Genomic DNA, 24,656 nt, shown 5'->3' with positions numbered 1-24,656 from the left:
CTCCTAGTCCTCTTCGCCGGACGCGAAGACGTCCAGGATCCGCTCATAGCTGGGCTCGTCCATATCGTCGGTGATGCGGCCATCGGCCAGGACCAGGATCCGGTTGGCGTACGAGGCCGCTTTGGGGTCATGCGTGACCATGATGATGGTCTGCCCGGTCCGTTCGACCGAATCCTTGAGGAAGGTCAGCACTTCCTTGGAAGAGCGGGAGTCCAGGTTGCCGGTCGGCTCATCCGCGAAGATGACGCTGGGCCTGGCCATGATGGCCCGGGCGCAGGCGACCCTTTGCTGTTGACCGCCGGAAAGCTGGCTGGGTCTGTGATTCAACCTGTTCTCCAGACCAACCACTTTGACCACCTCATGGAACCAATCCCAATCGATCTTTTTATGGCCGATTTGCAGGGGAAGGAGGATGTTCTCCTGGGCGGTCAGGGTGGGGACCAGGTTGAAGCTCTGGAAGATGAAGCCGATGTGGTCGCGACGCAACTGGGTCAGTTGCTTCTGGTTCATGGAGGACACCTCCAGCCCCTCGACCAGGACCTGGCCCGAAGTCGGCGTGTCCAGACCGGCCATGCAATGCATGAGGGTCGACTTCCCCGATCCCGACGGCCCCATGATGGCCGTCATCTTGCCTTTTTCGAAATCCACATCCAGATGGTCCAAGGCGACGACTCGGGTATCGGCGGATTTTCCGTAGACCTTGTAGAGGTCCACCGCCCGCGCGACCGCTTCGAATCCCTTCCCCTCCTGATCCTTCTGATCCTTCCCTGAGGCAGTCCCATTTTGTTCAGCCATATCAGCCACACCCCCTTTGACGCTTGATGAATTCCCCGGATTCCCGGCCCGGATGGCATCATCCCGCCGTCATTTTCGCCGTTCCCTTTGCGATTCGATTTTCGGCGGATAAGGCTTTCCCACGCTTATGGCCGCCGCTTATGACTTCACATCATAGCCCCAGGCCTAGCGTGCTTGTTCCGGTGACGGGCTCGGTTTATGCTGAAAGGAATAAATCCCGTCTTCCATGGACGATGATTCCTAGGAATTACAAGCGCTCGGCCGGCTCAGCCGTCCGGACCGCCACCTGGCAGCCTTGCGGAAGGACAAGCATGATCAAAAAAGAATTCCTCCATTTGCCGGGGGTCTCCCTCGGCCGATCGGCGACCATCGGACTTTCGAGCTCTTTGGCTTTGCTTCTGGACCTTCTCATCGTTCTCTTCGCCGTCCAGCTGATTTCTTTCGCCAGCGGACTGACCGTCCCGATGAACCTGTGGACCGCCTCCCTCAGCCACCTGCTGCGGTATTTCGATGGCTGGGGCGCCTCGTCCGCTTGGGGAACGGTGGGAGCGGCCACCTTGGTCATCCTTGCCCGCCTCCTCCTCTCCATCGGGGCCGACCTTCTGGTCCGAATCAATGACGAATCCATCGCCAAGGCCCTGACTTCCGATCTGGTCAGGTCCTTCCTAGTCCCCCAGGATACGGCCATCAAGGATGAAAAGCGAGGGGACAAACCCAACCAGACCTTGGCCATGCTGTCCACCGAAGGAATCAAGACCATCTGCTCCTATTTCAGCGATTTCATCCCCACCGTCATGCAGGTCCTCTTCATGCTGGTCATCTCCCTGGCCTTCCTGGCCCCCATCAACCTCTGGGCCGGGATCATCGTGACCGTGGGCATGGTCCTGCTGCCTTTAGGGGCCAACATGATGCGGGCTTCCAATCTCAAATACCTGTCCGCCCATCTGCTCAAGTATGACAAGGTTGGCATCCACTTCGAGCAAGCCAGCCGCGGTCTGGGGACTCTGACCATCTTCGGGGCCGACCAGCAGGAGTCCAAGCGTATAGCCGAGGAATCGGAAGGCTTCCGCCGCATCACCATGAAGATCCTCCAAGGCCAGCTCCGCAGCCTGATCGGGGCGGACATCGCCATTGCCATCAGCGTCATTGCAGCCGTTGCAGCAACCGTTTTCACCTCTCCACGGTCCGTCGCCGGCCCCACCCTGCCCTTGGCCGTTTTCCACGGCATCCTCGTAGCCGTCATCGGCGGCCGTCTTTTCATCCCGGAGCGGGGGCTCATCTACCTGGTCCACGACGCGGCCAAGGCCATGAAACTGGGCAAGCAAATCGTGGACGCCCGCGATTCCTTCCAAAACGGCCAGGTTCCGGCGACAGACTCCGCTCCAGCGAATAATCGCAGCAAAACAGCAAGTGGCCCGCTGCTGACCCTATCCGACCTGACCCTGACCTATGCAAACGGTTTCACCGCCCTCCACTCCATCAGCCAGACCTTCCCCCGGCATGGCTTCATCGGAATCGCAGGGAAGTCGGGCTCGGGCAAATCCACCCTGATCAAAATCCTTTCCGGACAATCGCCGGACTACGAGGGCTCGGCACTCCTTGACGGCCGGGAGATCTCCTCCTTCGCCCACGACCGCTTGGCCCACCAGGTGGTCGCCATCCATGGAACTGACAAGCTTTTCACCGGAACCATCGAGTCCAACCTCGATTTGGGAGGGCACGGCGTCAGCCGGGAACGGATGGTCCAGGTCCTGAAACGGGTGGATATGTGGACCGAGCTGGAGGGCCGGGGCGGGCTTCAGGCCCCGGTGACCGCAGGCGGGTCCAACTTCTCAGGCGGCCAAAGGCAACGCCTGTGCATCGCGCGAGGCCTGCTGCAGGAAGCCTCCGTCTACATCCTGGACGAAGCCACCAGCGCCGTCGACCAAGCCCACGACGAGGCCTTGGACCGGCTCCTCCTGGACCTGTCCCACTCGGTCTGCCTGATCGACGTGACCCACCGCCTGGCCAACATCCGCCATGCGGACCGCATCCTGGTCTTGGACCAGGGCCGCATCGCCGAAGAGGGCGACTTCGACCACCTGATGACCATCAGCGGGCTTTTCGCCTCTTTGTGGCGGGAACAAAGCGCCGTCGAACAGGCCGGCCGGGAGGCGTCAGGATCCGAGTCCCAACCGGATGATTCTGAGCGGAAGCCACAGTCCGATACCTCCTCCCCCGCATCCGCGACGGACCCCGCCACCACCGCGCCCACTTCTCACGCTACGACTGCCTCCACCGCTATAACCGTCTCCACTTGGTCTACGGCCAAACGCATGGCTTCCTTCCTGGGATCCCACCGCAAGACGGTCGCGATCGCCGCCCTGACCGGGCTGATCGGGCACCTGCTTTCCACCGCTTCGGTCATGCTGGCGACGGCATCCGTCTACAGCGGGTTCACCGGGTCGCGCACAGTCAGCATCGTCACCGGCATCTTGGCCGCGGCGTCGGCCCTGGCCCGCGGCTCCTTCTCCTACCGGGAACAGTACTTCAACCACGAATCCGCTTTCAGCATCCTGCGGGACGTCCGGGTGGCGGCCTTCAACCATGTGAGGACCCTATCCCCCGCCGGCCTGACAGGTCAAGGCAGAGGCAACCTCGTGGCCGTCCTGACCGAAGACATCGAACTTTTGGAAGTCTTTTACGCCCATACCCTCTCCCCTTTGATGATCGCCGTGGGCAACGGTCTGATCATGACCATCCTCCTCGCTTGCATTAACCCCTTCCTCGGCCTGATGGCCTTCGTCTCCTATCTCATCCTCGGCCTCCTCCTCCCCTCCTGTTTCGCCTCCGAAACCGCCGGGAAAGCCTACGCCGAGCGTCAAGCCCAAGGCCGTATGCACACCAAGATCCTTGACTATCTGGACGGGAAAAACACTTTGCTGCAGTTCAACGCCACTCCGCGGGCCTATGAGGACGTGATGCAAGAGGGCAGGAAGATGATGTCCGAACGGTCGGCCGCCACCGGTTACCGCCTGCTCAACGTATCTTTGGCGGACGTCATCAGCCTGATCCTGCTCGCCGCCTTCTCCTTGCGGGCCGGCCTGCTGGCCATGGCGGGGACTGTCAACCCGATCGGCTGCCTCATGGCCGTGGTCGGCTTCGCCACCTCCTTCCCCTCCATCATCTCCGTCTCCCGGCTGGGTGCCGGTCTGCAGCCCACGATGGCGTCGGCCCGCCGCGTCTTCGCCCTTTTCGACCAAAAGCCGCAAGCCGCTCCGGTCAAGGACGGGATCAATCTGGATGGATTCCAGTCCGAACGGGCCCAGAGGGTTTCCTACTCCTACCCCCAACCTCCGGCGGCGGCCAGCCCGGCCAAGGAAGGGGAAGGTCTCGGGCCGGTCCTGACCTCGGTGGACCTGGACCTGAAAGCCGGTGAATCCGTTGCCATCCAGGGCCCCAACGGGTCGGGCAAGACCACCCTGATCGACCTCCTCATGCGTTTCCGCCCGATCTCCGGCGGCGAGCTGACGGTCAACGGGACCCCCATCGACCGGGTGAACACATCCAGACTGCGTCAGGTGCAGACCCTGTCCGGGCAGAACGTCTTCATCTTCGACCGGACCCTGCGCGAGAACATCGCCATAGCCAAACCCGACGCCAGCGACGAGGAGATCCGCGAGGCCGCCCGCTCCGCTTGCTTGGACGAGCTCATCGACCAATTGCCCGACGGGTTGGACACCCCCTTGGACCATGACGGGGCCCAGCTCTCCGACGGACAGCGGCAGCGGGTCTCCATCGCCCGGGCCTTCCTCTCCCAGGCCCAGCTCATGTTCTTCGACGAGCCGACCAGCAACATGGACGCCTTGCTCGAAGCCGAACTCATGCAAGCCCTCATGGCTCATCAGGAAGGGAAGACCTACCTCTTCGTCTCCCACAGGCCGACCACCCTGGCCTATGCCGACCGCCTGTTCACCTTGTCCGAAGGGCGGCTGACCCAAGTTCGATAGGTCCCACGGCGAGTGAAGGGCTAATACGGCCAGACGGCGTAAGCATAATAAAAGTGGCGGCTCCCTGCGGATGATGCAAGGAGCCGTCACTGTCATTTGAGGCGGGTTCATCGATTGGTGGCGGATCGCTCTGGCTTTGGCAAATCTACCGGATCCATCAGATTCGCCGGATCACGCCGGCTTTACCGGATCACATGGGGAAGTAGAAAGGCAGGACCTCAGGCTCGGTCTGGTAAAGCTGGACCAGGTCCTCGCTCAGGTACTTCTTGTTGATGATCACTTCGAAGGTGAACTGGTCGAACCAATCGTCGGTCATGACGTAGTAGCCCTTTTCGCCGTTCTCGTCGCCCCAGGAGTTCTCCACCTTCCAGCGGACGCTCTTCCCGTCGATCACGTCCACGCCGACCAGGGTCATGGCGTGGGTGGCCATGGACTCATGCGAAACCACGCGCCGACCCTTGTCCATAGTGAAATCGACGCTCACCAAGGTCGCCATATCGTACAGATCGGTGGCCATGACCCCAGCCTTGCGGTCGGAATCCTGACCGACGTCGCAGGCGAACCAGATCGGCTCCCCGTCCTGCAACTGCTTGATGGCCGCAGCTTTCATCTCTTCGACGGGGGTGTTGATCCAGTGGGGGTCAGGGGCGCCGACCATGTCGCCGGCGAGGTCGTTGCTGTAATGCTTGTGCATGCTGAGCAGACCCTCCAGATGATAGTGGTCCAAGGCCACGTAATCATCCAGGTCCACCCCGATGTACTTGTCGAAGAAGTCCTTGGGGGTCATCAGGCCTTCGTCGTGGTATTTCTTGTCCTTGTCCTGATACTGGAAGCGGAATTCGCGAGGAGGGACCCCTAAAGAGACGGAGACGATGGAATTGATTCCTTCCAGCATCCGGGAGCGCTCGGTTTCCACTTCGGACTCGGAGGCGCCGCCGCGCACCAGCTCGCGCAGGCGGAGGCCGTCCTGACGCAGCTTGCGGTTGAGGAGGGCGTTCATGACTTCGGAGTTCTCGGTGTTGGCGGTCTCCGGCATGTAGGTCTTGGGCAGGACGCCGTATTTCTTGACCAGGTTGACCACGTACTGCCACCAACCGCCGTCGCCTTCCGGCTCGGACATGAGGGCATCCACCTTGCGGTCGAGGATGTCGGCCTGGGCGGAGGCGATGATCTTGTCGTAGAAATAGTTGGCCTTCTCCAGCTTGTCATAGAAATACAGGAAGTTCTGCGACAGCTCGAAGTTCTCCACGTTCAGCTTCTTGCCCAGCAGGAAGCGAAGGACGTTGAGGCCGGCGAACATCCAGCAGCGGCCGGAATGCTTCTGATTGGTCACCCCGTCGGAGGTGAGGTCGGTGGAGTAAGGGTTCTTGTTGCGGGCCAGGACGAACTGGTCTTCGGCCGCCTTAAGCAGGCCGTTGGTGGCCGCCGCCCTTTGGGCCAAGAGGTTCTTCTTATCGGACGCGAAGGAGGTTTCCATCTTCCTCGTCTGGTCGACTGTCAATTCTGCCATGACTGTCCTTTCTAGGGATTTCGGTGTCAATAGGCCATAATTATAGGCAGGGCCGAATACTGGATTGGTCAGGACCGTCACAGGCGATTTTCAGATGTCGGACAGAATCCCCTTTTCCCGGCACCAGCGCCAGTCCCAGAAAGCCCGCCAATCCCCTTCCAGTCTCCGTCTTCTTTCCGGGGCCCTTTCCGTCTGGTAGCTCCAGAAGTATCGACGGGGAAAGGCCTGCCTATGCAGATGGACCAAGCCGGTGGAGAAATCCGGTTCTCCTGATCCCCCAGTCTCAGTCTCCTTCTTCCCTATGGCGCTTTCGGCGCACCACTCCCCCACGATGACGGGGACGAAACGATCGACCAAGGAGATCAGCCTCTTTTGCCCCCCAATGGTGCCTCGGTAGAAGGCCTTCCTGTGGGACCGATGGGGCTGATAACCTTCATCCAAGCGGCTCATGAGCCACCCACGGTTGGTCGGCTTCCGCTTTTTCACCTGAGACCTGTGGGAAAGCCTTTGCCTGTTTCGGCGGCCGAAGAGGGCGACCGCCTCCAGGGCCTTCTCGATCCCTTGTTCGGCGAAAGTCGGATAAAAATGCGTATCCAGATACACGTTCCTCATGCTCCGGAAACGCCGATCGAACAGGAAGAAGGAGGCCGTCCCCAGGAAATTGAAGCTGTCATGGAAGACGACCGCCTTCTTTGGCGGAAGGATCCGCCTTAATCTGCGGTAGGCGGTCGCGTAGAACCTGCGCAGGAAGGAGAGGGGCAGGACCGGCTCGTTCAGGACTTCGATCCCCAGCAAGGCCGGATTGTCCCGATACCGGAAGGCGAGACGGTCGAGGACATCTAGGGCGAAGGAGACTTCCTCCGGATGCCGGGCCCAGTCTTTGACGCCGGCCTGCCCACCGTTGTCGAAACCATTTTGGCTGCCGGGAACGGTATGCAGGTCCAGGAGGACGGTGAGACCATGCCTCCCGGCCCAGGCGAAGGCCCGGTCCACGTATTCGATGCATCCGAGGTAAGGAGGGCGATCGCCGAAGACGAAGAAGGGAACGGGCAGGCGGACGGAGTCCACTCCTTGACCGGCAAGAAAAGCGAAATCCTCTTCCTGCATATAAGCGTCCCGATGGGCCTTCAAGCGTTGGGCCAGCTGGTCGGGCGGCAAGGCATGGGCCAAGGCGTGTTCATCCTCGGCCCCGCCCGCCCCACGGAAAAGGGACGGTTCCATCCATTTCTCCAAGACCAGCCAATTGCCCAAGTTGACCCCTCTCACGGAGGCGAGCCTCATGCCAAGGCCGCCATGATGTCAGCGACCACCTGCCCGGGCTCCAGCCGATTGGCGGCGAGCACGTCTTCCGGCCGGTAGCGGTCGTAGAATCGCTTGGCGAAACCGCGGGACAAGACCTTGGTCCCGGAAGGGGCCAAGGCCGAAGCCACTTTGGCCCCGAATCCCCCTTCCTGGCTGCCATCTTCCAGGACCACGGTCAGCTCCTTTTTCGCGGCGATCCGTTCCAGCAGCCCCTGGTCTAGGTGAGAGAGGAAAACCGGGTCGATCAGGCTGGCCGCGACCCCTTTCGACTCCAGCTCCTGGCAGACCTGCCGGCCGAGAGGAAGAAAATCACCCATGGCGACCACGGCGACTTGGGAGTCCTCGCCTTGGCTGATGACCCGCGCCTTGCCCAGCTGGGAGTAGTCCGTTCGCACTTGGGAAGGGTCTTCATGTCGAGGAGCCAAGGCCGGCACCCGGATGATGGCCGGATGGTCGGTTTGATCGATGGACCAGTCCAACATGGCCTTGTATTCCTCCCAAGTGGCTGGGGCCAGCATGACCAGGCCGGGGATGTTCGACATCATGGCGATGTCGTAGAAGCCCACATGGGTGATGTCGTTCATGCCGTAAAGGGAGGCGTCAAAGACCAGGATGGTCGCCGGATTCTGGTTGATGGACAGGTCTTGGAAAAGCTGGTCATAAGCCCTTTGGATGAAGGTCGCTTCAGTACCGTAGACAACATGGGCCCCACCTTTGGCAGCGCCGGAAGCGACAGCCACCGCGGTCTGCTCCGCGATTCCCACGTCGATGTAATGATCGCCCAGCTGGGCCCGCATCCGGGCGTCCAAGCCCAGGGAAGCCGGCACCCCGGAGGCGACGACCAGAAGGCGGGGGTCCTTGGCCGCCCTCTCCATCAGATACTCGCCTGTCAGCCGCGCGTAATCCTCCCCCGAGTAGACGGGGGACTGGCCGCTGGCTATGTCGAAAGGCCCATGCCAATGCCAGTCCTCTTCATGCTCCATGGCCGGCCGGTAGCCCAGGCCTTTGACCGTGCGGATATGCACGACCACCGGATGGTCGATGTCTTTCACCTCTCGGAAGGCCTGAATCAGGGCATTGACGTCATTGCCTTCATCCACATAACGATAATCGAAGCCCATGGCCGCGAAGAGGTTGTCGCTGGCCTGCCCCTTGCTTTCCCGCAGATGGGCGAGGCTACGGTAGAGTCCGCCATGGTTTTCGGCGATGGACCATTGATTGTCGTTGATGACGATGATGAAGTTGCTTTTCAGCTCGGCGGCCGTGTTCAGTCCTTCCAAGCCTTCCCCGCCCGATAAGGACCCATCCCCCATCAAGGCCACGATATTGTCGGCCGGGCCGACCTGACCGTCGGCGGCGGCCGCCAGGTCCCGGGCTTTGGCCATGCCGACCGCCAAAGAGATGGAGGTCGAGGTATGGCCCAGCTCGAAGAAATCGTGGGGAGACTCGGCCGGGGAGCTGAAGCCGGACACGTCATCGTAATGGGCCGGATCCAGATAGGCTTCCTTGCGGCCGGTCAGCATCTTATGAGGATAGGTCTGGTGGCTGATGTCGAAGATCAGCTTATCTGCAGGAGAATTGAAGACGTAATGCAAGGCGATGGTGGCTTCCACGATGCCGAAATCCGGACCGAAATGTCCGCCATGGACCGAGGCCCGGGCCAGCATGGCCTCTCGCATCTCCTGGGCCAAAGCTTTGAGCTGGGCCGAGTCCAGCTTCTTCACATCCGCGGGACCATTGATCTTTTCCAGATACATGTGCGCTAAGCCTCCTAAATCCGCCTATCCTGTTTCCACCGATATTTTATTTTCCGCTATCGCGCTTTCCCCTATTCTACCTTTCCGCCTGTCGCAGGCGTCGGTTCCCGGTCCTTCTCCATCATCAATCAAATGTGAAGATTTTGCAATAGGCGCTTATGGAAAAGGGAGAAATTCCCCTAACCTTGCCAAGGCCTCACTGGTTTTCAGTTTCCCGAGGCCCCATTTTTCATACAAGGAGATCACCAGCGTGACGATTCCATCCTCATCAGCGTCCCCAACCACACGACCATCATCCAGCGAACAGGCCTCCCGGTCTGGCCGCCCGCGGCCACAAGCCAAGCACCCCTACCTGACCCTCATGGGCCTGTATCTAGGCGGTTTCACCGGCATGTACAGCGAGACCGCCCTGAACATCGCCCTTCCGCAATTGTCCAAAGCCTTCCGGGTGGAAGCCTCCCTCACCCAATGGCTGGTCATCGGCTATATGCTGGTCATCGGCATCGTCCTGCCTTTCTCCAGCATCCTCATGAAGTGGTTCAAGACCAAAAGCCTGACCCTGGTCGCCTTGGGGGCCTTCCTTCTGGGAGCCCTCATCTCCGGCTTCGCCCCCTCCTTCCCCCTCGCTTTGACTGGGCGGGCCATCCAGGGGATCGGGACCGGCCTCATCCTGCCTATGATGTTCGCCATGGTCATGGAGGTCATGCCTCCCCAGAGGCTGGGCGCCGCCATGGGGGTGACCGCCCTGGTCATCATGTTCGCCCCCGCCATCGGGCCGACCTTGGCTGGCTTCCTGGTCGGAGCCCTTTCCTGGCGATGGATCTTCTTCTCTTTCGTGATCATTCTGGCCGTCGGCATGGTTTTCGCCGCCCGATTCATGATCAATCCTTATCAGTTGACCCGCCCTCGCTTCGATGGGCTGTCCAGCCTCCTGTCCGTCATCGGATTCGGCGGGGTCCATGGCCAGCCTCTACGGCTGGCTCTCCGTCCCGGTGGTCATCTCCCTGATCGTCGGTCTCGCCGCCGTGGCTTGGTATTCCTTCCGTCAGCTGCAGACCACGACCCCCATCCTCAACCTCAAGGCCTTCGCCATCCCCGGATTCCGCGTGGGAGCTGTACTCATGATGGTCAACTTCGGCATCACCCTGTCCGCCATGTACATCTTGCCCCAGTACTACCAGAACGGCATGCGCCTGGCCGTGGCCCTGACCGGGATCGTCATGCTACCGGGAGGAATCGTCAACGCCCTGGTTTCCATGATCGCCGGACGGCTTTTCGACGCCATCGGAGCCCGCATTCCCGCCACCATCGGTTTCGGCCTTTCCCTAGTGGGGACTATCATGCTTCTGACCGTCTCCCCGCAAACCCCTTTGGCCTATGTGATCATCTGCCACATCATCCTCATGGTGGGCGTGCCCCTGGCCATGAGCCCCAGCCAGACACATGCGCTCAACTCCCTGCCGCATGAGCTCTCTACGGATGGGAGCACCATCCTCAACACCCTCCAACAGGTCCTGGGTGCCGTGGCGACCGCATTCGCCACCAGTCTCCTGGTCGCCGGGGAAAAGGCGTCCGGGCACCCTCAAGGCAGCGCCCAGGCTTTCTGCGGCGGGGCCCGCTGGGGCTTCGCTTTCACGGTGGCTTTAGCTCTCATCGGCTTCGTCCTGACTTTCTTCATCCGCTCCGGCAAGGCCGCAACTGTATCCGCCGGGGCTCATCCGGCCGATGAAACCGTAGAGCCGGCGGCCGAATCCGGCATCCGGCAACTGATGATGAAGGCCGAGGTCTACACTCTGCCCGCCACCGCCACGGCCTTGGACGCCATGCGCCTTTTCACCGAAAAGAAGATCTCCGGAGCGCCTGTCGTCAATGAGCAAGGCGAACTGGTCGGCTTCGTCTCCGATGGCGACGTCCTGTCCACCTTGGCCGAGCAGCACCCCCAGTTCACCAGCTTCTATGCGGCGGTGATCGAAAGCAATGGCGAAAGTTTCGACAAGAAGCTCGACGAACTCCTCTCCCTGCCCGTGGACCGGATCTCCACCAAACATGTAATCACCGCAGATGCGAACGACAGCATGCCTCATATCTGCCAAGTCATGGTCCAACGGCATCTGAAGAAAGTCCCGGTGATGGATCAGGGCCGCATGGTCGGCATCCTGAACAGGAGCAACATCCTCCGCTATGCGGTCACACGGTACTAAGGCAGACTTGGGATTTAGTCCCCTTGGGGATGTTTCAAGGCTTCCCCGAGGGGGGTTGATCATCTGTCGAAGAAGATGGAGGAGGATCGCGCACAGGGGCCGTTCAACGGAGAGCGGCCCTTTTATCAGCCTGATGCAAAGCCTGGTCAGCCGCGAGAATATCCTTACCGTCCTTCTTCATGACGCTTTCCCACGAAGTCAGGAAAGCCAGCAGGGAACGGCTGACCGCCCCATCATGCTCCTGATTCCCCGTCACTGGGGCCAAGCCGGAGAATCTGCCGATTTTAATCCGCGAGAACTCCCCGACGCCTTTCCCTAAGGCATCCCCCGCGGTCTGGGCCGCGGCCGATTCTGTTTTGATCGCCTTCGTCATCGTTGCGACCCCCTTCTGTCCTCTCATCCACTTCCCTGACTTTTCGGCCGTAAGCCCTTTCAGCCTCTTCCATTTCCTCCTGAATCCGCGTCCTCTCTTTTTCCAACGAATGCTCCTCCTCTTCCGCCTCGTGAGTGAATTGCGTAAGTTGGGATTGCAATTCCGTTATTTCCTGGTAGAACTTATCCGAGACAAGGCCTGTCTGGATCTGTTCCTCGATGAATCGCATGACGCCTCGCACGTAAGAGGACAGCTCCGATTGGGCTTGTGACAGCTGAAGCCTCTTTTGACGGGAACCCTCCTCCTTTTCGGCAAGGTCACGCATCAGCGCCACGTGGTCGTCGTGAAGGCGCGACAATTCACGCATTTTCCCATTCATATTATTCTCCATAACCACATCTACCTCCCCACGGTCATCTACAGAGACCATGACCACTACTCCTTCATGCGAAGATTTTTGAAAGCATCGTCTTTGTTAACCAAATAATCATAACGGCTAAACGAAAAGCCAGAGTTTTCACCCCGTTTATGGACAATCTTCCTGCCGTCGATTTCATATTCTTCATCATTTAGGTAGACAAGGTCAGCTTTTTCATTGCACCAGTCAAGGAACCTCACCTCGGGCCCACGACGCTGGTCACCACGAGCGACATGCCCCGCCCACTCACGGCCGAAAAACGCGCCAACACCCTCCACCGTCACCCGATCCGACGGATGCGACCGATTATACACAGCAATCGCCATAGCCATGTTCCTCCGAGCCGACGGCACAACGGCATCATCAAACCACTCACCCGGATCAAAACACCGCCCATCCTCCACAAGCGGCCTGCGAAAACCACTTCCCCGCAAACCGACTATCAACCCCCAGTAATCATCATTCATCTCACTAGAGAAAGCACACTCCCTCTCCGCCTGCTGACGCCGGTGACGAGCCACACCCCACCACACGCCGCCAACCAACACAACGACCACCAACACAACAGCGATAACCAACCGCAACCAACGACCACGACCCCTCGAAAAAACCACATCTACCTTCCCACGGTTATCTACAGAAACCATAAAAACCTACTTTTTTAATGCTAAAAAACGATAATCATTTTTATGAGCTAGATAGTCATAACGACTGATAGAGCGATCATATTCTTCACCTTTTTTATGAATAATCATTCCATCATCGTCCCTTATATCTGATGGATACACCAAATCAACCTTCTCATTGCACCAGTCAAGGAACCTCTTCGTCTCCAGGAATTTCTTGTGGTCATGAATGTCAAAAAGAGCAAAGGCGTTATGGGATATATCCTTGTTGAATTGCGCAAGAGTGAAATGCAGCCCGGTCGCCGCATTGTAGGCGGCAACCGCTTCCCTTAGATGAGTCTGAACCGTGGGATCGGCGAAAAAGCGATTATCGGGATGGGTGTAATCCTCTTCATGCGCACCCGAAGAACCATCGAAAATCATTGAATAGCCGATTCCCCCAAAGAGATCGCTCTCGGCCATGCTTTTGCCCGCTTTGCTCAACATGTTCAGACGGTCGGCGCGTTCCCTCTCGCTGAAGTCATCCGTGACTCCTGCGATCTCGTCGCCGATGAACTTCGCGACCGAGATCCCCGGCCCGAAAAAAGGAATCCCTTCAACGCCAGCCGAGAAAATCTCCTTCATGGAGTCCTGCAATATCTTTCCACCGGCGTCATACCAGAAATTATACCCATCCAGCCCATTTTTGTTTTGCAAATCATGAGCCATGACAGCGACGTCAGCCGGTTTCCCTGAAAGACCGGCTTGATTCTGACAGATATTCGGCACGAGCGATGTCAGGCCCCTTGTGGACATCGAAGGCTCGACCGCCAGAAGCATCAACCGCGCGGTGGATTTCCCGTCGTCGCTGCGAGAGAGACCTACCCGAATCTCCAGCCCATCCGGGGACCTCCCATAGACTCCCTGAGCGCCAGCCATGGGTTTGATGCGATTTTCCATATGCAGAAGGGTGTTTGATGCTGTCAAATCCGCCCATTTCGCTTTACGAGCAGAAGAATCATGAGCGCTTGGAACAGGCGTCCGGGATAGGCGCCAATCCGATTCCTCCATCATCTTTTGAAGAAGATCGCTTTTCCTGAACCCGTAGACTTTGACGTTCGTGCTCGGACTCGCGTCCAGCCGATAAGTATACGAGACTTCCCTCTTGTCATGCATCGGTACGAACATCCAGGAAGAGATCTTCTGCAAACCAATGACATCCTGCTTATGAACCATTTCCTCTTGCGCGTCGGTGGCGGCGGCGGTCATCTTTTCGGAGAGGAACCACCCGGGGACCCGGGCCATCCCCTGCCAGAGGTCTTTATTGGGACCGTCCTTCGTATAAAAGTCGGATTTGTCCCACCCGTTTTTACGAGCCTGATCGAAAGCTTTCTTCTGATCGGCTGTCATATATTTCTTCATTTCATCAGGATTGCGCTCAATCCATTTTCCCCAGCGGCCATCCAGATCTTTCTTCCAGGATTCATCGATGATGGATTCCCCTTTTGCCACCTCATTCAGAGAGGAATTCGCTTTCGCCGCGAGCGCGGAAATCGCGGAAGCCTCCGTATAAAACCCTGATGAAGCCGTTGCGTACTCTCTTACCTTCGCGATTTTCATCCGGCATTCGGCCACCATGGCATTCAGAGAAGAGATCGCCTTATTCGACAATAAGGTCGTCGCCCAGCTCAGAGGGTTCAGACCGTTATTCCCCGCATCCCGGAATTCTTCCGCGAGCCGGATCATCGTCGATGCCTTCTCGATCACGGATTTCAGGTGCTCCGTATCTACGGATCCATCTGACTCAGAGGAATCCAGCTTATTCAATTCCGTCTGATTCTTTTCATCGCCCCGGCGGACGGCGTCCTGGAGGAAAAAGGCCCGCAAGTATTCGGCTTGGGAACGGATCTTCTTCGTCTCGGCCTCGAACCCTTCGCCGTCCAAGCCGTATGAAGATAAATCGAATGTCGAGATCCTGGTCATCCACTCCCGGCATTCAGAGGCCTTTTGCTCCAAAGAGATGATTTCGGAAGAAAGCTCGGTTTTCAGTGCAGGAATCTGGATTTTCATGTCCTCCTCTTTTCTTTCTTAGCCCGCTATTCGTTGTTCCCCTCGTTTCATACCGGTCATCCGGTATACTCGCACCCATCTACAAATAAATGCAAAGGAATGCATTCCGCTGGGAAGGCCTTCAGCTTTCCCTGGCCATCCTTCGGGTTGCGACTGCTTGCTTTGTCAATTAGGGAATCCTTCATCAGGACTCGATGCAGCGAGGCCCGAAAATCGTCTTGATCTCCCCGAAAAGCGAGGTGTCCCGGGCCACCCGGAAACCATCTCCCAAATAAATCGTGGAAATCTTCTTATCCGGATGCTGCACCAGCAGACGGACTTCGCAGAAGCCCGGGTGATTGGCCAGGACGGCCGACAGCCTCCGCATCCGCGGCATCTCCAAGGCCTGCTCGGGCAGGGAGATGAGGACCGGCTGCACATCGGCCGACTCCACATTGGGCACATCCACCTCGCGGCCGTAGATGCTGATTCCATCGTCGCGAACTGAGACGCTTCCTTTGACCTGAATGACCTGATCGACCAGGAGCTTGTCCTGATTCTCCGTGTAGGACTTCCCGAAGAAGAGGGCCTGGATGCTGCCTTCCAGATCTTCCAGGGTGACGATGGCCCAAGGCTTTCCGGCCTTAGAGACGCGTCTGTCCACGCCGGTGACCAGGCCGGCGATGGTGATCTGTGCCTTCTCCGGCATGGTCGCCGCCCGGTTCAGCAGCTGGGCGATGGACATATCGCTCAGGGAGGCCAGGACCGAGGCCAGACCGCTCAAAGGATGATCGGACACGTAAAGGCCCAGCATCTCCCGCTCGAAATTGAGCTTGGTTTTCTTGTCCCACTCATCGATGGGAGGCACGGAGATGTTGGCGTCGCCCAAGGCGGCCGCTGAGGCCGAATCATCCTCCTCCGAATCGGCGAAAAGGTCGAACTGGCCTTCCGCCTCCTTGCGTTTGAGGGGGATCACCTGGTCGATGGCCGTCTGATGGATGGTGAAAAGGGCTCGCCGGTTGGGATCGATCGAGTCGAAGGCCCCGCCTTTGATCAGGGACTCGACCGTGCGCTTGTTGAGCACTTCCACCGGCATCCGGTTGATCCAATCCAGGAAGTTGACGAACTTGCCTTTGCCGCCGGCCTTGTCGCGTTCGGCCACGATGGCGTCCACCACCTTATCGCCCACGTTGCGCACGGCCCCCAGGCCGAAACGGATGTCCTTGCCCACAGCGGAATAATGTCCGACGGATTCGTTCACATCCGGCGGCAGGACCTTGATGTTCATCCGTCGGCATTCGCCCAGGTAGAGGGCGGTCTTGTCCTTGTTGCTGCGTTCTCCTTGAAGCAGGGCGGCCATGAATTCCACCGGATAATGGGTCTTCAGGTAGGCGGTCCAATAGGAGACCAGTCCGTATGCGGCCGAATGGGCCTTGTTGAAAGCGTAGCCGGCGAAAGGCACCAGCACGTCCCACACGGCCTGGGCGGCCTCTTCCGAGTAGCCGTGCTCCTTCATCCCCGCGAAGAAGGGGATCTTCTCCTTGGCCAGGACCTCGGGCTTCTTCTTGCCCATGGCCCGGCGGAGCACATCGGCCCGGCCCAGGGAATAACCGGCCAGGATGCGGGCGGCGGACTGCACCTGCTCCTGATAGACGATCAGGCCGTAAGTCTCATCCAAAACCTGAGCCAGGGGCTTCTCCAGCTCGGGGTGGATGGGGGTGATCTCCTGCAAACCGTTCTTGCGTTTGGCGTAGTTGTTGTGGGAGTCCACATCCATAGGGCCGGGTCGGTAAAGGGCGATCAAAGCGGAGATATCGTTGAAGTTATCCGGCTTGAGCTGTTTCAGCAGGCTCTGCATGCCGTCGGAATCAAGCTGAAAAACGCCCAGGGTGTGGCCGGAGGAGAGCAGGTCATAGGTGGCCTTGTCATCGATGGGGATCTTCTCCAGGTCGATGTCCCCTTTGCCGTTGTCATGGATGTTCTTGATGGCCTCCTTGATGACCGTCAGGTTGGCCAGCCCCAGGAAGTCCATCTTCACCAGGCCCAGGGTTTCGCAGGTATGGTATTCGAAGGTGGTGGTGACGGTCCCATCGGTGCGTTTCATCAAAGGGGAGGTGTTGGTGATGGGCTGGGAGGCCATGATGGTGGCGCAGGCGTGCACGCCGGTCTGACGGATCAGGCCTTCGATGCCCTTGGCCTCTTCAGTGATCTTCTGCACGTCAGGATTCTCGTTGTAAAGGTCGCGGAATTCCTGGGCCTCCGGATAGCGTTTGGCCGTAAGGTCGAAGATGTCATGGAGGCTGATGTCCTTGCCTCCCACGGCCCCAGGCAAGGCCTTGGTCATGGTCTCCCCCATCTGGAAATCGTAGTCCATGATGCGGGCCGAATCCTTCAGAGCCTGCTTGGTCTTGATGGTCCCGTAGGTGACGCATTGGGCCACCTTGTCGGATCCGTATTTTTCGGTCACGTACCGCAGGACCTTTTCACGGCCGGCCGGGTCGAAGTCCACGTCGATATCGGGCAGGGAGACGCGCTCCGGGTTGAGGAAGCGTTCGAAGATCAGACCGTGTTTGATAGGGTCCAGTTCGGTGATCCCCATGGCGTAGGCCACCATGCTTCCTGCGGCCGACCCACGGCCGGGGCCGACCATCACCCCGTGCGTCTTGGCCCAGTTGATGTAATCGGCCACCACCAGGAAGTAGCCGCAGAACTGCATCTGGCAGATGACCCCGCATTCGTAATCGGCCTGTTTGGCCACGTCCTCGGGGACCCCGGCCGGGTAACGCTTCTCCAGACCCTGCTCCACGTCGTGCAGGAAGAGGGAGGTGGCGTCCCACCCTTCGGGGCAGTCGAATTCCGGCATGAAGGCGCCGTCTTCGTAATCGTCGAACATGACGTTGCAGCGTTCGGCGATCTCCAGGGTGTTGTCGCAGGCCTGCGGGAATTCCTTGAAGAGGTCCCTCATCTGTTGGGCGGACTTGAGGAAGTAACCGGAACCGTTGAAACGGAAACGGTCAGAATCCGTCAAGCGGGAGCCAGAATTGATGCAAAGCAGGGCGTCCTGGGCGGCCGCGTCGGACTCCAGACCATAGTGGCAATCGTTGGTGGCCACCAGGGGAGCCCCGATTTCCTTGGCGATCCGCAGAAGGTCTTGAGTCACCCTGGTCTCGATTTCCAGACCGTGGTCCATGATCTCCACGTAGAAGTTCTCTTTGCCGAAGATGTCCTGAAGCTCGCCGGCCTCGCGCAGGGCCTCCTTGTATTGACCCAGGCGCAGGCGGGTCTGCACGGCCCCCGAAGGGCAGCCGGTGGTGGCGATGATCCCTTGATGATAGGTCTGCAGGATGTCCCGGTCCATGCGCGGGTTCTTGCCCATGAGACCTTCCAGATTGGCCACGGACGAAGCCTTGAGCAGGTTGACCAGGCCTGTGTCGTCCTGGGCCCACATGGTCATATGGGTATAGGAACCGTTGGCGGACACGTCGTCCGAATGTTGCTCTTTGGTTCCCCAATGGACGCGGGTCTTGTCCCCTCGGGCCGTTCCCGGGGTGATGTAGGCTTCGATTCCGATGATGGGCTTGATTCCGGCGTCCACGGCCGTCCGCCACATCTCGTAAGCCCCGTGCATATTCCCGTGGTCGGTAATGCCCACAGCTTTCTGCCCCAGGTCTTTGGCCACCGCGACCATCTTCTTCACAGGCACGGCCCCATCCAGAGTGGAGTAATCAGTGTGATTGTGCAGGTGAACGAAGGAGGAATCAGCTACTCGGGTCATGGTTCCAATTTAGTCAAGGCTCTGGTCCGGTTTCGCTGGCGGATAAGGGCCTGGGCCCGCTTTTCAGCAGGCGCTCGGAGTGTTCCCCGACCCCCTCAAGACCTCCAGGGCGTGGCTCAAATCATCAGGCAAGGGCGATTCTAGGTGGATCGTCCGCCCGCCGACCGGGTGGGTGAACTCCAGTCTGATCGAATGCAGCCATTGCCGGTTGAGCCCCAACTCTTCCGCCAGCCGGGGGTTGGCCCCGTAGAGGGTGTCGCCAATGAGGGGATGACCCAAAGAAGACAGATGCACCCGGATCTGATGGGTCCGGCCGGTTTCCAGGTTGATGGACAGGAGGGTCGCCCCTGGCAAGCGCTCCAACACATCCCAATGGGTGATGGCCGGCTTGCCGTCCGGGCTGATGGCGAAGCGGAAGGAGGAGGCCCCCGTCTGCCTGGCTATGGGGGCCTCCACGGTCGCTCGGTCTTGGGCTATATGCCCTTGGACCAAAGTTTGATAGGTCTTCTTGACTTGGTGCCGGGCGAATTGCTCTTTCATGGCCACGAAGGCCCGGTCACTCTTGCAGACCAGCATGAGGCCGCTGGTCCCTGCGTCCAGGCGGGAGACGATCCCAGGACGGATGTCGGAATCCACCCGGCTCAGGTCCTTGTCCAAGGCTTGCAGAGCTTCGACGACGGTGGGCCCGGCCCAACCGGCCGCCGGGTGGGAAGCCATGCCGGCCGGTTTGTCGACGACCACAAGGTCGTCATCCTCATAAACGATGGGAAGGGAAGCCTCCGCCTGATTCGGCCCGGCCGCCTTCTCATCCTTGGAAGTCTGGGACCCGGTGAAAATCCGGACCCCGCTTGGGCCTGCAGTTGAGCCTGCGGAGGAAACCAGGATGAAGTCCCCAGGAAGAATCTGGCCTGATTTCGGAACGGACCGACCTTCCACCCGGGCTTGGCCATCCGCGATCAGACGGGCCGCCTGGGAACGGGAGAGGCCAAGAATCCGGGACAAGGCCTGGTCGAACCGCAAGCCGAAGGAGTCCTCCCCCATCTCAAAGGAACGGACCGCCCCCAGCCCGTCAGGCACCGGTCGCCTCAGAAACCGCGAAATCGGTCAAGTCCGTGGGGTCTGCCGAGTCCATCGGGCTCACCACTCCTGCCGAATCCGTCGAATCCGACTGGCCATCTTCCGAATCGGAGCCTTCGTCTTCGTCCCCGGAACCTTGGATGGGAGTCTGCGTAAGCAGGAGCAGGATGAAGCCGACCGCGGCCACGGTCAGGAAGATGTCGGCCACGTTGCCGATGGACCAGCCGTAGTTGATGAAGTCGATCACTTTGCCATTGAGGAAGCCGTTGGCGTAGATGATCCGGTCAATCAGATTCCCGTCCGCCCCGGCGAAAGCCAGGCCAAGGGTCAGGATCCAACCCAGATGATCCGTGGTCAGACCGGCCCAGAGCATGAGGACCGAAGTGGCCAAAGCCAGCAGGGAGATGAGCCAGGTCGCCGACGACCCCAAGCCCAAGGAGGCCCCGGGATTATGGTAAAGCTCCAGTTGCAGGCGTCCGTCGAGGATCGGCACCACCCTTCCGTCGCCCAAAGAGCGGACGGCCAAACGTTTGGTGATTTGGTCGAAGACAAGGCCGATGATCACCAGACAGAAAAAGACGATGGAACAGCCTGTACGGCTGTGCCATCGTCCTGAGCTCTTATTCGTCATGACCCCATCTTATCCGTTGGTAGCCACCCAGACAAGCGGCGGGTTTCGCCGGGTCACGACTGCTGTTTGCTCTTTAGTTCTGCTGTCCCGAGGCTTCCGCCTGGCTCTGCTCCTGGCCGGGCTGCTGGAAATTGTCGGAGTTGTTGATCTGATTGGCCAACTGACCGAGGAAGCTGGTCAGGCGGCTGCGGTAATCGGACTCGAACTGCTTGAGGTTGTCGATGTTGCCTTCGATGACCTTGGAGTCGGCGTAAAGCTTGTCCTTGACCTGACGAGAATACATGTCGGCATCGCCACGGGTCTTGTTGTCGTAGGCGTCGGCGTTCTGTCGAACTTGAGCCGCGTAGGACTCGCCGTCGGCCCGCTGTTGTTTGGCATATTCATCGGCTTCGGACCGGGTGACGGCGGAATAGTTATCGGCGTCGTTGCGGGTCTTGGCCGAGTAGGCGTCCACGGCGTCATGCGTGTCTTTGGCGTACTGATCGGCCTCGTTACGGGTCTTGGTGGAATATTGGTCAGCCTCGTTACGGGTCTGAGCCGCGTAAGCGTCTGCGGAGCTATGGGTGTCCTTGGAATACTGGTCGGCGTCATTACGGGTCCTGGTGGAGTAGGCGTTGGCCTCGGCGACGGCTTGGTTGTACTCGTCGTGTCCCTGGTTGACCAGCTGGGCGGCCTCATCCTTGCCCTTGTTCACATACTTGTCGTGCAATTCCATTGCCATGGCCAACATCTGGGCCGCCTTCTCGGAAGTCGCCTGCTTCTCGTCTCCGGCGGCGGCGATCTTCTCCAGACTGCCTGTCTCGCTGCTCGGCTCATTGGCGGCCACCTGCTGGCGCAAGGCCTCCTCGCGCTGCTGGGAGGCGCTGAGTTCGTTGCCGACTTCCTGCAGCTTCTGCTGCAAGGCCAGCACCTGCTGGGACTGGGCTTGGGCCTGGACCTGGGATTCTTCCAGCTTCCTGGCCGAATCCTGGAGGGAGACCTGAGAGGCCTGCAGCTCCTGGCTCAGCTTTTCGCCGCGGGCGAGATAATCGTCGCGTTCGGACTTGAGACTGGCGATCTGCTGCTGTAGAGCTTCGGCCGAAGAGTCGCCCTGAGCGGCCTGGGCCGTCAACTGGTTGAGCTGTTCATTGAGCTGGTCCACCTGGGACTTGAGCTGGTCGTTCTGACCTCTCAGGGTGTCCATCTGAGCCTTCGCCTGCTCGGCTTGGGAGGACAGGGCCTCCACCTTCTCATTGGCCGCCTTCAGCTCTTCCTTGGCGGCTGCGGCTTCCTCGGACTCCTGGGAGGACCTCGAGGACTGGGCCTCGCTGGCACTCTGCTGCAGCTTCTCCTGGGCGGAGCTGAGCTCGTTACGCAGCTTCGCGTTCTCGCCGACCAACTGAGACACCTTGGTGTTCAAAGCGGCGACATCCGGTCCCAAGGACTGGGTCTGCGTCTTATACTGCTTGCCGAGCTCATCCACCGTCTGAGCGCATTCCTCAAGGAAGTCGTCCACGGTGTCCAGGTCATAGCCCTTGTTGAAGCGGCTTGCAAGCGGAATCTTCTTACTGCGAATATCGCCTGGTGTCAAAAGTGCCATAATAAACTCCGATTTGTAATCGCTTGGTAAAATACCTTCTTCATCCTATCACGGCTGAGGTATCGTCGCCCTAGCTAAAGAGCGGGGGTAAGTCGGAATTCACAACGTCATCGTCTGATTCCGTATACCGCGTCTGGGTCTTGGACTGCTGCTTGCCGAGCTCATCCACCGTCTGAGCGCACTCCTCAAGGAAATCGTCCACGGCGTCCAGGTCATAGCCCTGCTTGAAGCGGCTTGCAAGCGGAATCTTCTTACTGCGAATGTCGCCTGGTGTCAAAAGTGCCATAATAAACTCCGATTTGCAATCGTCCGGTGGAATATCCGTTTCATCCTATCATGATTGGAGTAAAAGGCCGGAGGGGAAGAAGCCTTCCCTTCCGCTTCCCTCTCCAGCTTCTCATGATTCCCTTGATTCTCTACGGAAGGAAGCCGATCAAAAGGGAAATCAGCAGATAGAGGACCATGAAGCCCATATCCAGAGCCACCGCCCCCAAACGCAGGGGTGGGATGATTTTCCCGATCCAGCGAATGGGCGGCGTGGTCAGGGTGTAGACGGCGTTGACCAGCGGGTACAGGACGCGGCCGGGCTGCCAGTGGGTCAGGAAGGCCACCCAATCCAGGATCATGCGCACGGTCAGCACAGCCAAGTAAGCGCTCAGCAGGATGCGCACGATATGCGAAATCTGCAAAAGGATCATGCCAGAATAGTACCAGCCTTAGTCGAAGAGGCCGGCGGTCCCATTATCTTGGGCGACTTCTTCCACCTTGATGTTCACTTGGGCGGGAGACAGGAGGAAGACCCGCGGGGTCACGCGTTCGATGGAGCCACGCACTCCGAAGACCACGCCGGCGGAGAAATCCACGATTCGGTAAGCGACCGCCTCCGGCACCCCGGTCAGGTTGAGGACGACGGGGACGCCGTCACGCAGGGCCCGGCCGACCAACTGGGCCTCTTCGTAAGTCTTGGGATGGATGGTGGTGATGCGGTTCATACGCGACCTCGGGCTTGGGCTGGGAGAAAGGAGGGAGGAAGAAGAGCCTTCGCGGCTGGTGAAAGCGGGGCCGGGGGCCACGTTGGCGTCTTCATCGAAAGTGGAGTCGCCCTCGCCTTGCTTCTGGTCGTATTCGGCCAGATCCTGATCCTCTTCCTCGGCGCTTGACAGGCCGAAAAAAGACATAGCCCCCTTGAATGGATTCGCCATGTTCAACTCCTTTCACGAGCTTGCTCCCTAAGGATTCTTAAGAATGACTGGAACCGCGGCCTCAGCGGAGGAAATCGGGGATGTCCAGGTCGCCGGCGGGATCGGGTTCGGGGATCTCGGGCTGGACGGGACGGGATGGACGGACAGGCTGGGAGGCTTGCTCCGGAGCGGCGGGAGCGGGCTGGGAAGTCTGAGGAGCCGGAGCGGCTTGGGAGGCGGTCGAAGCGGGAGGAACCACCGGGCGCTCCCCGGTTTCGTCCCTCTGGGCCGGGCGGACGACGAACTGTTCGGACGTGCTGTCCGCCACGGGCTCGGCTGCCGGTTCGGCGATCAGCTTGCCGGCGGGCTGGGAGGCCTGGGTGGAAGCAGTGACACGCGGGCTGCCTTCGAAGCCGGTGGCGATGACGGAGACCACCACTTCATCGCCGTAGGAATCGTCATTGACGATACCGGTGATGATGGTGGCGCCATCCGCGGCGTACTTGGAGATGAGGTCGGCGGCGGCTTCGAACTCGCGGAAGCCCATGTCCGTCGGACCGGCGATGTTGACCAGCATGCTGGTGGCCCCATCGATGGGGGTGTCGATCAGGGGGGAGTTGATGGCCTTCTCGGCTGCCTGGACCGCCCGGTCTTCCCCACGGGCGGAACCGATGCCGAACATGGCGGTCCCGGCGTTGCTCAGGACGGTGCTCACGTCCTGGAAGTCCACGTTGATCATGGGGTTGGTGGAGTTGATCAGGTCGGTGATGCAACGGACTCCGGCCATAAGGGAGGAGTCGGCCAGTTGGAAGACTTCGCGGATGTTGAGGTCCTGGGTGTCCATCTCGCGCAGGCGGTCGTTGGGGATGACGATGAGGGCGTCCACTTCCTTGCGGAGCTTGTCAATGCCGTCTTCGGCGGAGGCCATGCGGCGACCGCCTTCGAAGCTGAAAGGCTTGGTGACCACGCCGATGGTGACCGACCCCTGCTGACGGGCGGCCCGGGCCACGATGGGGCTGGCCCCGGTTCCGGTGCCGCCGCCTTCGCCTGCGGTCACGAAGACCATATCCGCCCCTTTGAGGACCTGCTCGATTTCTGACTGGTGGTCTTGGGCGGCCTTGGCTCCGCGTTCGGGGTCGGCTCCGGCGCCGAGGCCGCGGCTGGAGGAATCGGTCAAGGCGATGCGGATATCGGCGTCGCTCTTGGCCAGGTCCTTCATATCGGTGTTGATGGCTACGAATTCCACTCCGCTGATGCCTTCGTCGATCATGCGGTTGACCGCGTTGCCGCCGCCGCCGCCGACGCCAACGACCTTGATAATCGTCTTGCTGCCGAGCTCTTCGATGGCTTTGCTGCTCAGCTCTTCATTCAGATCGAGATCGCTCATGCCTGCTCCTGTCGTATCGCGTTTTTC

Annotated in this window: 18 protein-coding genes and 1 pseudogene; 3 read left to right on the top strand and 16 right to left on the bottom strand. The window is 59.6% G+C overall.

Annotated features, from left to right (window positions below):
• Positions 1-3: 3 nt before the first annotated feature.
• Positions 4-795, bottom strand: a complete 792-nt coding sequence (locus PSDT_RS02260; RefSeq protein ID WP_006290603.1) for an ABC transporter ATP-binding protein — start codon at positions 793-795, stop codon at positions 4-6.
• Between the two features lie 311 nt (positions 796-1,106).
• On the opposite strand from PSDT_RS02260, the gene PSDT_RS02255 reads away from it, so the two are divergent.
• Positions 1,107-4,784, top strand: coding sequence for an ABC transporter ATP-binding protein/permease (locus PSDT_RS02255; RefSeq protein WP_006290604.1), 3,678 nt, complete (start codon positions 1,107-1,109; stop codon positions 4,782-4,784).
• 190 nt (positions 4,785-4,974) lie between these two features.
• On the opposite strand, the gene PSDT_RS02250 is transcribed toward PSDT_RS02255, so the two are convergent.
• From PSDT_RS02250 to PSDT_RS02240, 3 genes are all read right to left on the bottom strand, one after another.
• Entirely contained in the window at positions 4,975-6,294 is a 1,320-nt protein-coding gene (locus PSDT_RS02250) for a C1 family peptidase (protein ID WP_006290605.1), read from the bottom strand.
• A 90-nt stretch (positions 6,295-6,384) separates the two neighbouring features.
• Positions 6,385-7,575, bottom strand: a complete 1,191-nt coding sequence (locus PSDT_RS02245) for a glycoside hydrolase family 5 protein (protein ID WP_006289809.1) — start codon at positions 7,573-7,575, stop codon at positions 6,385-6,387.
• Positions 7,572-9,353: a 1-deoxy-D-xylulose-5-phosphate synthase gene (locus PSDT_RS02240; RefSeq protein WP_006289808.1), complete on the bottom strand. Its 1,782-nt coding sequence runs from the start codon at positions 9,351-9,353 to the stop codon at positions 7,572-7,574. Before PSDT_RS02240 ends, PSDT_RS02245 begins: the two co-directional genes overlap by 4 nt.
• Between PSDT_RS02240 and PSDT_RS08695 the strand changes: the two are divergent.
• A pseudogene (locus PSDT_RS08695) lies at positions 9,262-10,188 on the top strand (MFS transporter); the annotation flags it as partial. The gene PSDT_RS02240 and the pseudogene PSDT_RS08695 overlap by 92 nt on opposite strands.
• A 124-nt stretch (positions 10,189-10,312) precedes the next feature.
• Positions 10,313-11,554, top strand: a complete 1,242-nt coding sequence (locus PSDT_RS02235; protein WP_006290606.1) for an MFS transporter — start codon at positions 10,313-10,315, stop codon at positions 11,552-11,554.
• Between the two features lie 103 nt (positions 11,555-11,657).
• On the opposite strand, the gene PSDT_RS08515 is transcribed toward PSDT_RS02235, so the two are convergent.
• The 12 genes from PSDT_RS08515 to ftsZ all read right to left on the bottom strand — a co-directional run bounded on the left by PSDT_RS08515 (position 11,658) and on the right by ftsZ (position 24,629).
• Positions 11,658-11,819 carry a hypothetical protein gene (locus PSDT_RS08515; protein WP_223293605.1) on the bottom strand — a complete coding sequence of 54 codons (162 nt, stop codon included), beginning with the start codon at positions 11,817-11,819 and terminating at the stop codon, positions 11,658-11,660.
• A gap of 19 nt (positions 11,820-11,838) precedes the next feature.
• Complete coding sequence (locus tag PSDT_RS08510; RefSeq protein WP_006289806.1) at positions 11,839-12,357, bottom strand: hypothetical protein; 519 nt, start codon at positions 12,355-12,357, stop codon at positions 11,839-11,841.
• A gap of 5 nt (positions 12,358-12,362) precedes the next feature.
• A complete protein-coding gene (locus PSDT_RS02220; protein ID WP_006289805.1) occupies positions 12,363-12,992 on the bottom strand; it encodes a hypothetical protein in 630 nt (209 codons plus the stop codon).
• Positions 12,993-12,998: 6 nt separating this feature from the next.
• Complete coding sequence (locus PSDT_RS02215) at positions 12,999-15,020, bottom strand: hypothetical protein (RefSeq protein WP_006289803.1); 2,022 nt, start codon at positions 15,018-15,020, stop codon at positions 12,999-13,001.
• A 184-nt stretch (positions 15,021-15,204) separates the two neighbouring features.
• Positions 15,205-18,774 carry a DNA polymerase III subunit alpha gene (gene dnaE, locus PSDT_RS02210; protein ID WP_006289801.1) on the bottom strand — a complete coding sequence of 1,190 codons (3,570 nt, stop codon included), beginning with the start codon at positions 18,772-18,774 and terminating at the stop codon, positions 15,205-15,207.
• A gap of 63 nt (positions 18,775-18,837) precedes the next feature.
• The gene (locus PSDT_RS02205) at positions 18,838-19,815 is read right to left on the bottom strand and encodes an RluA family pseudouridine synthase (RefSeq protein ID WP_006289798.1); all 978 of its coding nucleotides are present in this window, start codon (positions 19,813-19,815) and stop codon (positions 18,838-18,840) included.
• Positions 19,816-19,843: 28 nt separating this feature from the next.
• Positions 19,844-20,482 (bottom strand): signal peptidase II, encoded by a 639-nt coding sequence (locus PSDT_RS02200; protein WP_006290610.1) that lies wholly within the window; start codon positions 20,480-20,482, stop codon positions 19,844-19,846.
• A gap of 73 nt (positions 20,483-20,555) precedes the next feature.
• Entirely contained in the window at positions 20,556-22,061 is a 1,506-nt protein-coding gene (locus tag PSDT_RS02195) for a DivIVA domain-containing protein (RefSeq protein ID WP_006289796.1), read from the bottom strand.
• Between the two features lie 70 nt (positions 22,062-22,131).
• On the bottom strand, positions 22,132-22,347 hold the full coding sequence (locus tag PSDT_RS02190; RefSeq protein WP_006289795.1) for a DivIVA domain-containing protein: 216 nt from the start codon (positions 22,345-22,347) through the stop codon (positions 22,132-22,134).
• A 130-nt stretch (positions 22,348-22,477) separates the two neighbouring features.
• The gene (locus PSDT_RS02185; protein ID WP_006289794.1) at positions 22,478-22,759 is read right to left on the bottom strand and encodes a YggT family protein; all 282 of its coding nucleotides are present in this window, start codon (positions 22,757-22,759) and stop codon (positions 22,478-22,480) included.
• 18 nt (positions 22,760-22,777) lie between these two features.
• Positions 22,778-23,263, bottom strand: coding sequence for a cell division protein SepF (locus PSDT_RS02180; RefSeq protein ID WP_006289793.1), 486 nt, complete (start codon positions 23,261-23,263; stop codon positions 22,778-22,780).
• Positions 23,264-23,324: 61 nt separating this feature from the next.
• Positions 23,325-24,629 (bottom strand): cell division protein FtsZ, encoded by a 1,305-nt coding sequence (gene ftsZ / locus PSDT_RS02175; RefSeq protein ID WP_006289792.1) that lies wholly within the window; start codon positions 24,627-24,629, stop codon positions 23,325-23,327.
• Between the last annotated feature and the right edge of the window lie 27 nt (positions 24,630-24,656).

The organism is Parascardovia denticolens DSM 10105 = JCM 12538 (genome assembly GCF_001042675.1).
In the GTDB taxonomy this organism is placed as follows: domain Bacteria; phylum Actinomycetota; class Actinomycetes; order Actinomycetales; family Bifidobacteriaceae; genus Scardovia; species Scardovia denticolens.
The sequence above is the reverse complement of the archived record's forward strand: the minus strand, read 5'-3'. Positions and strand labels throughout refer to the sequence as shown.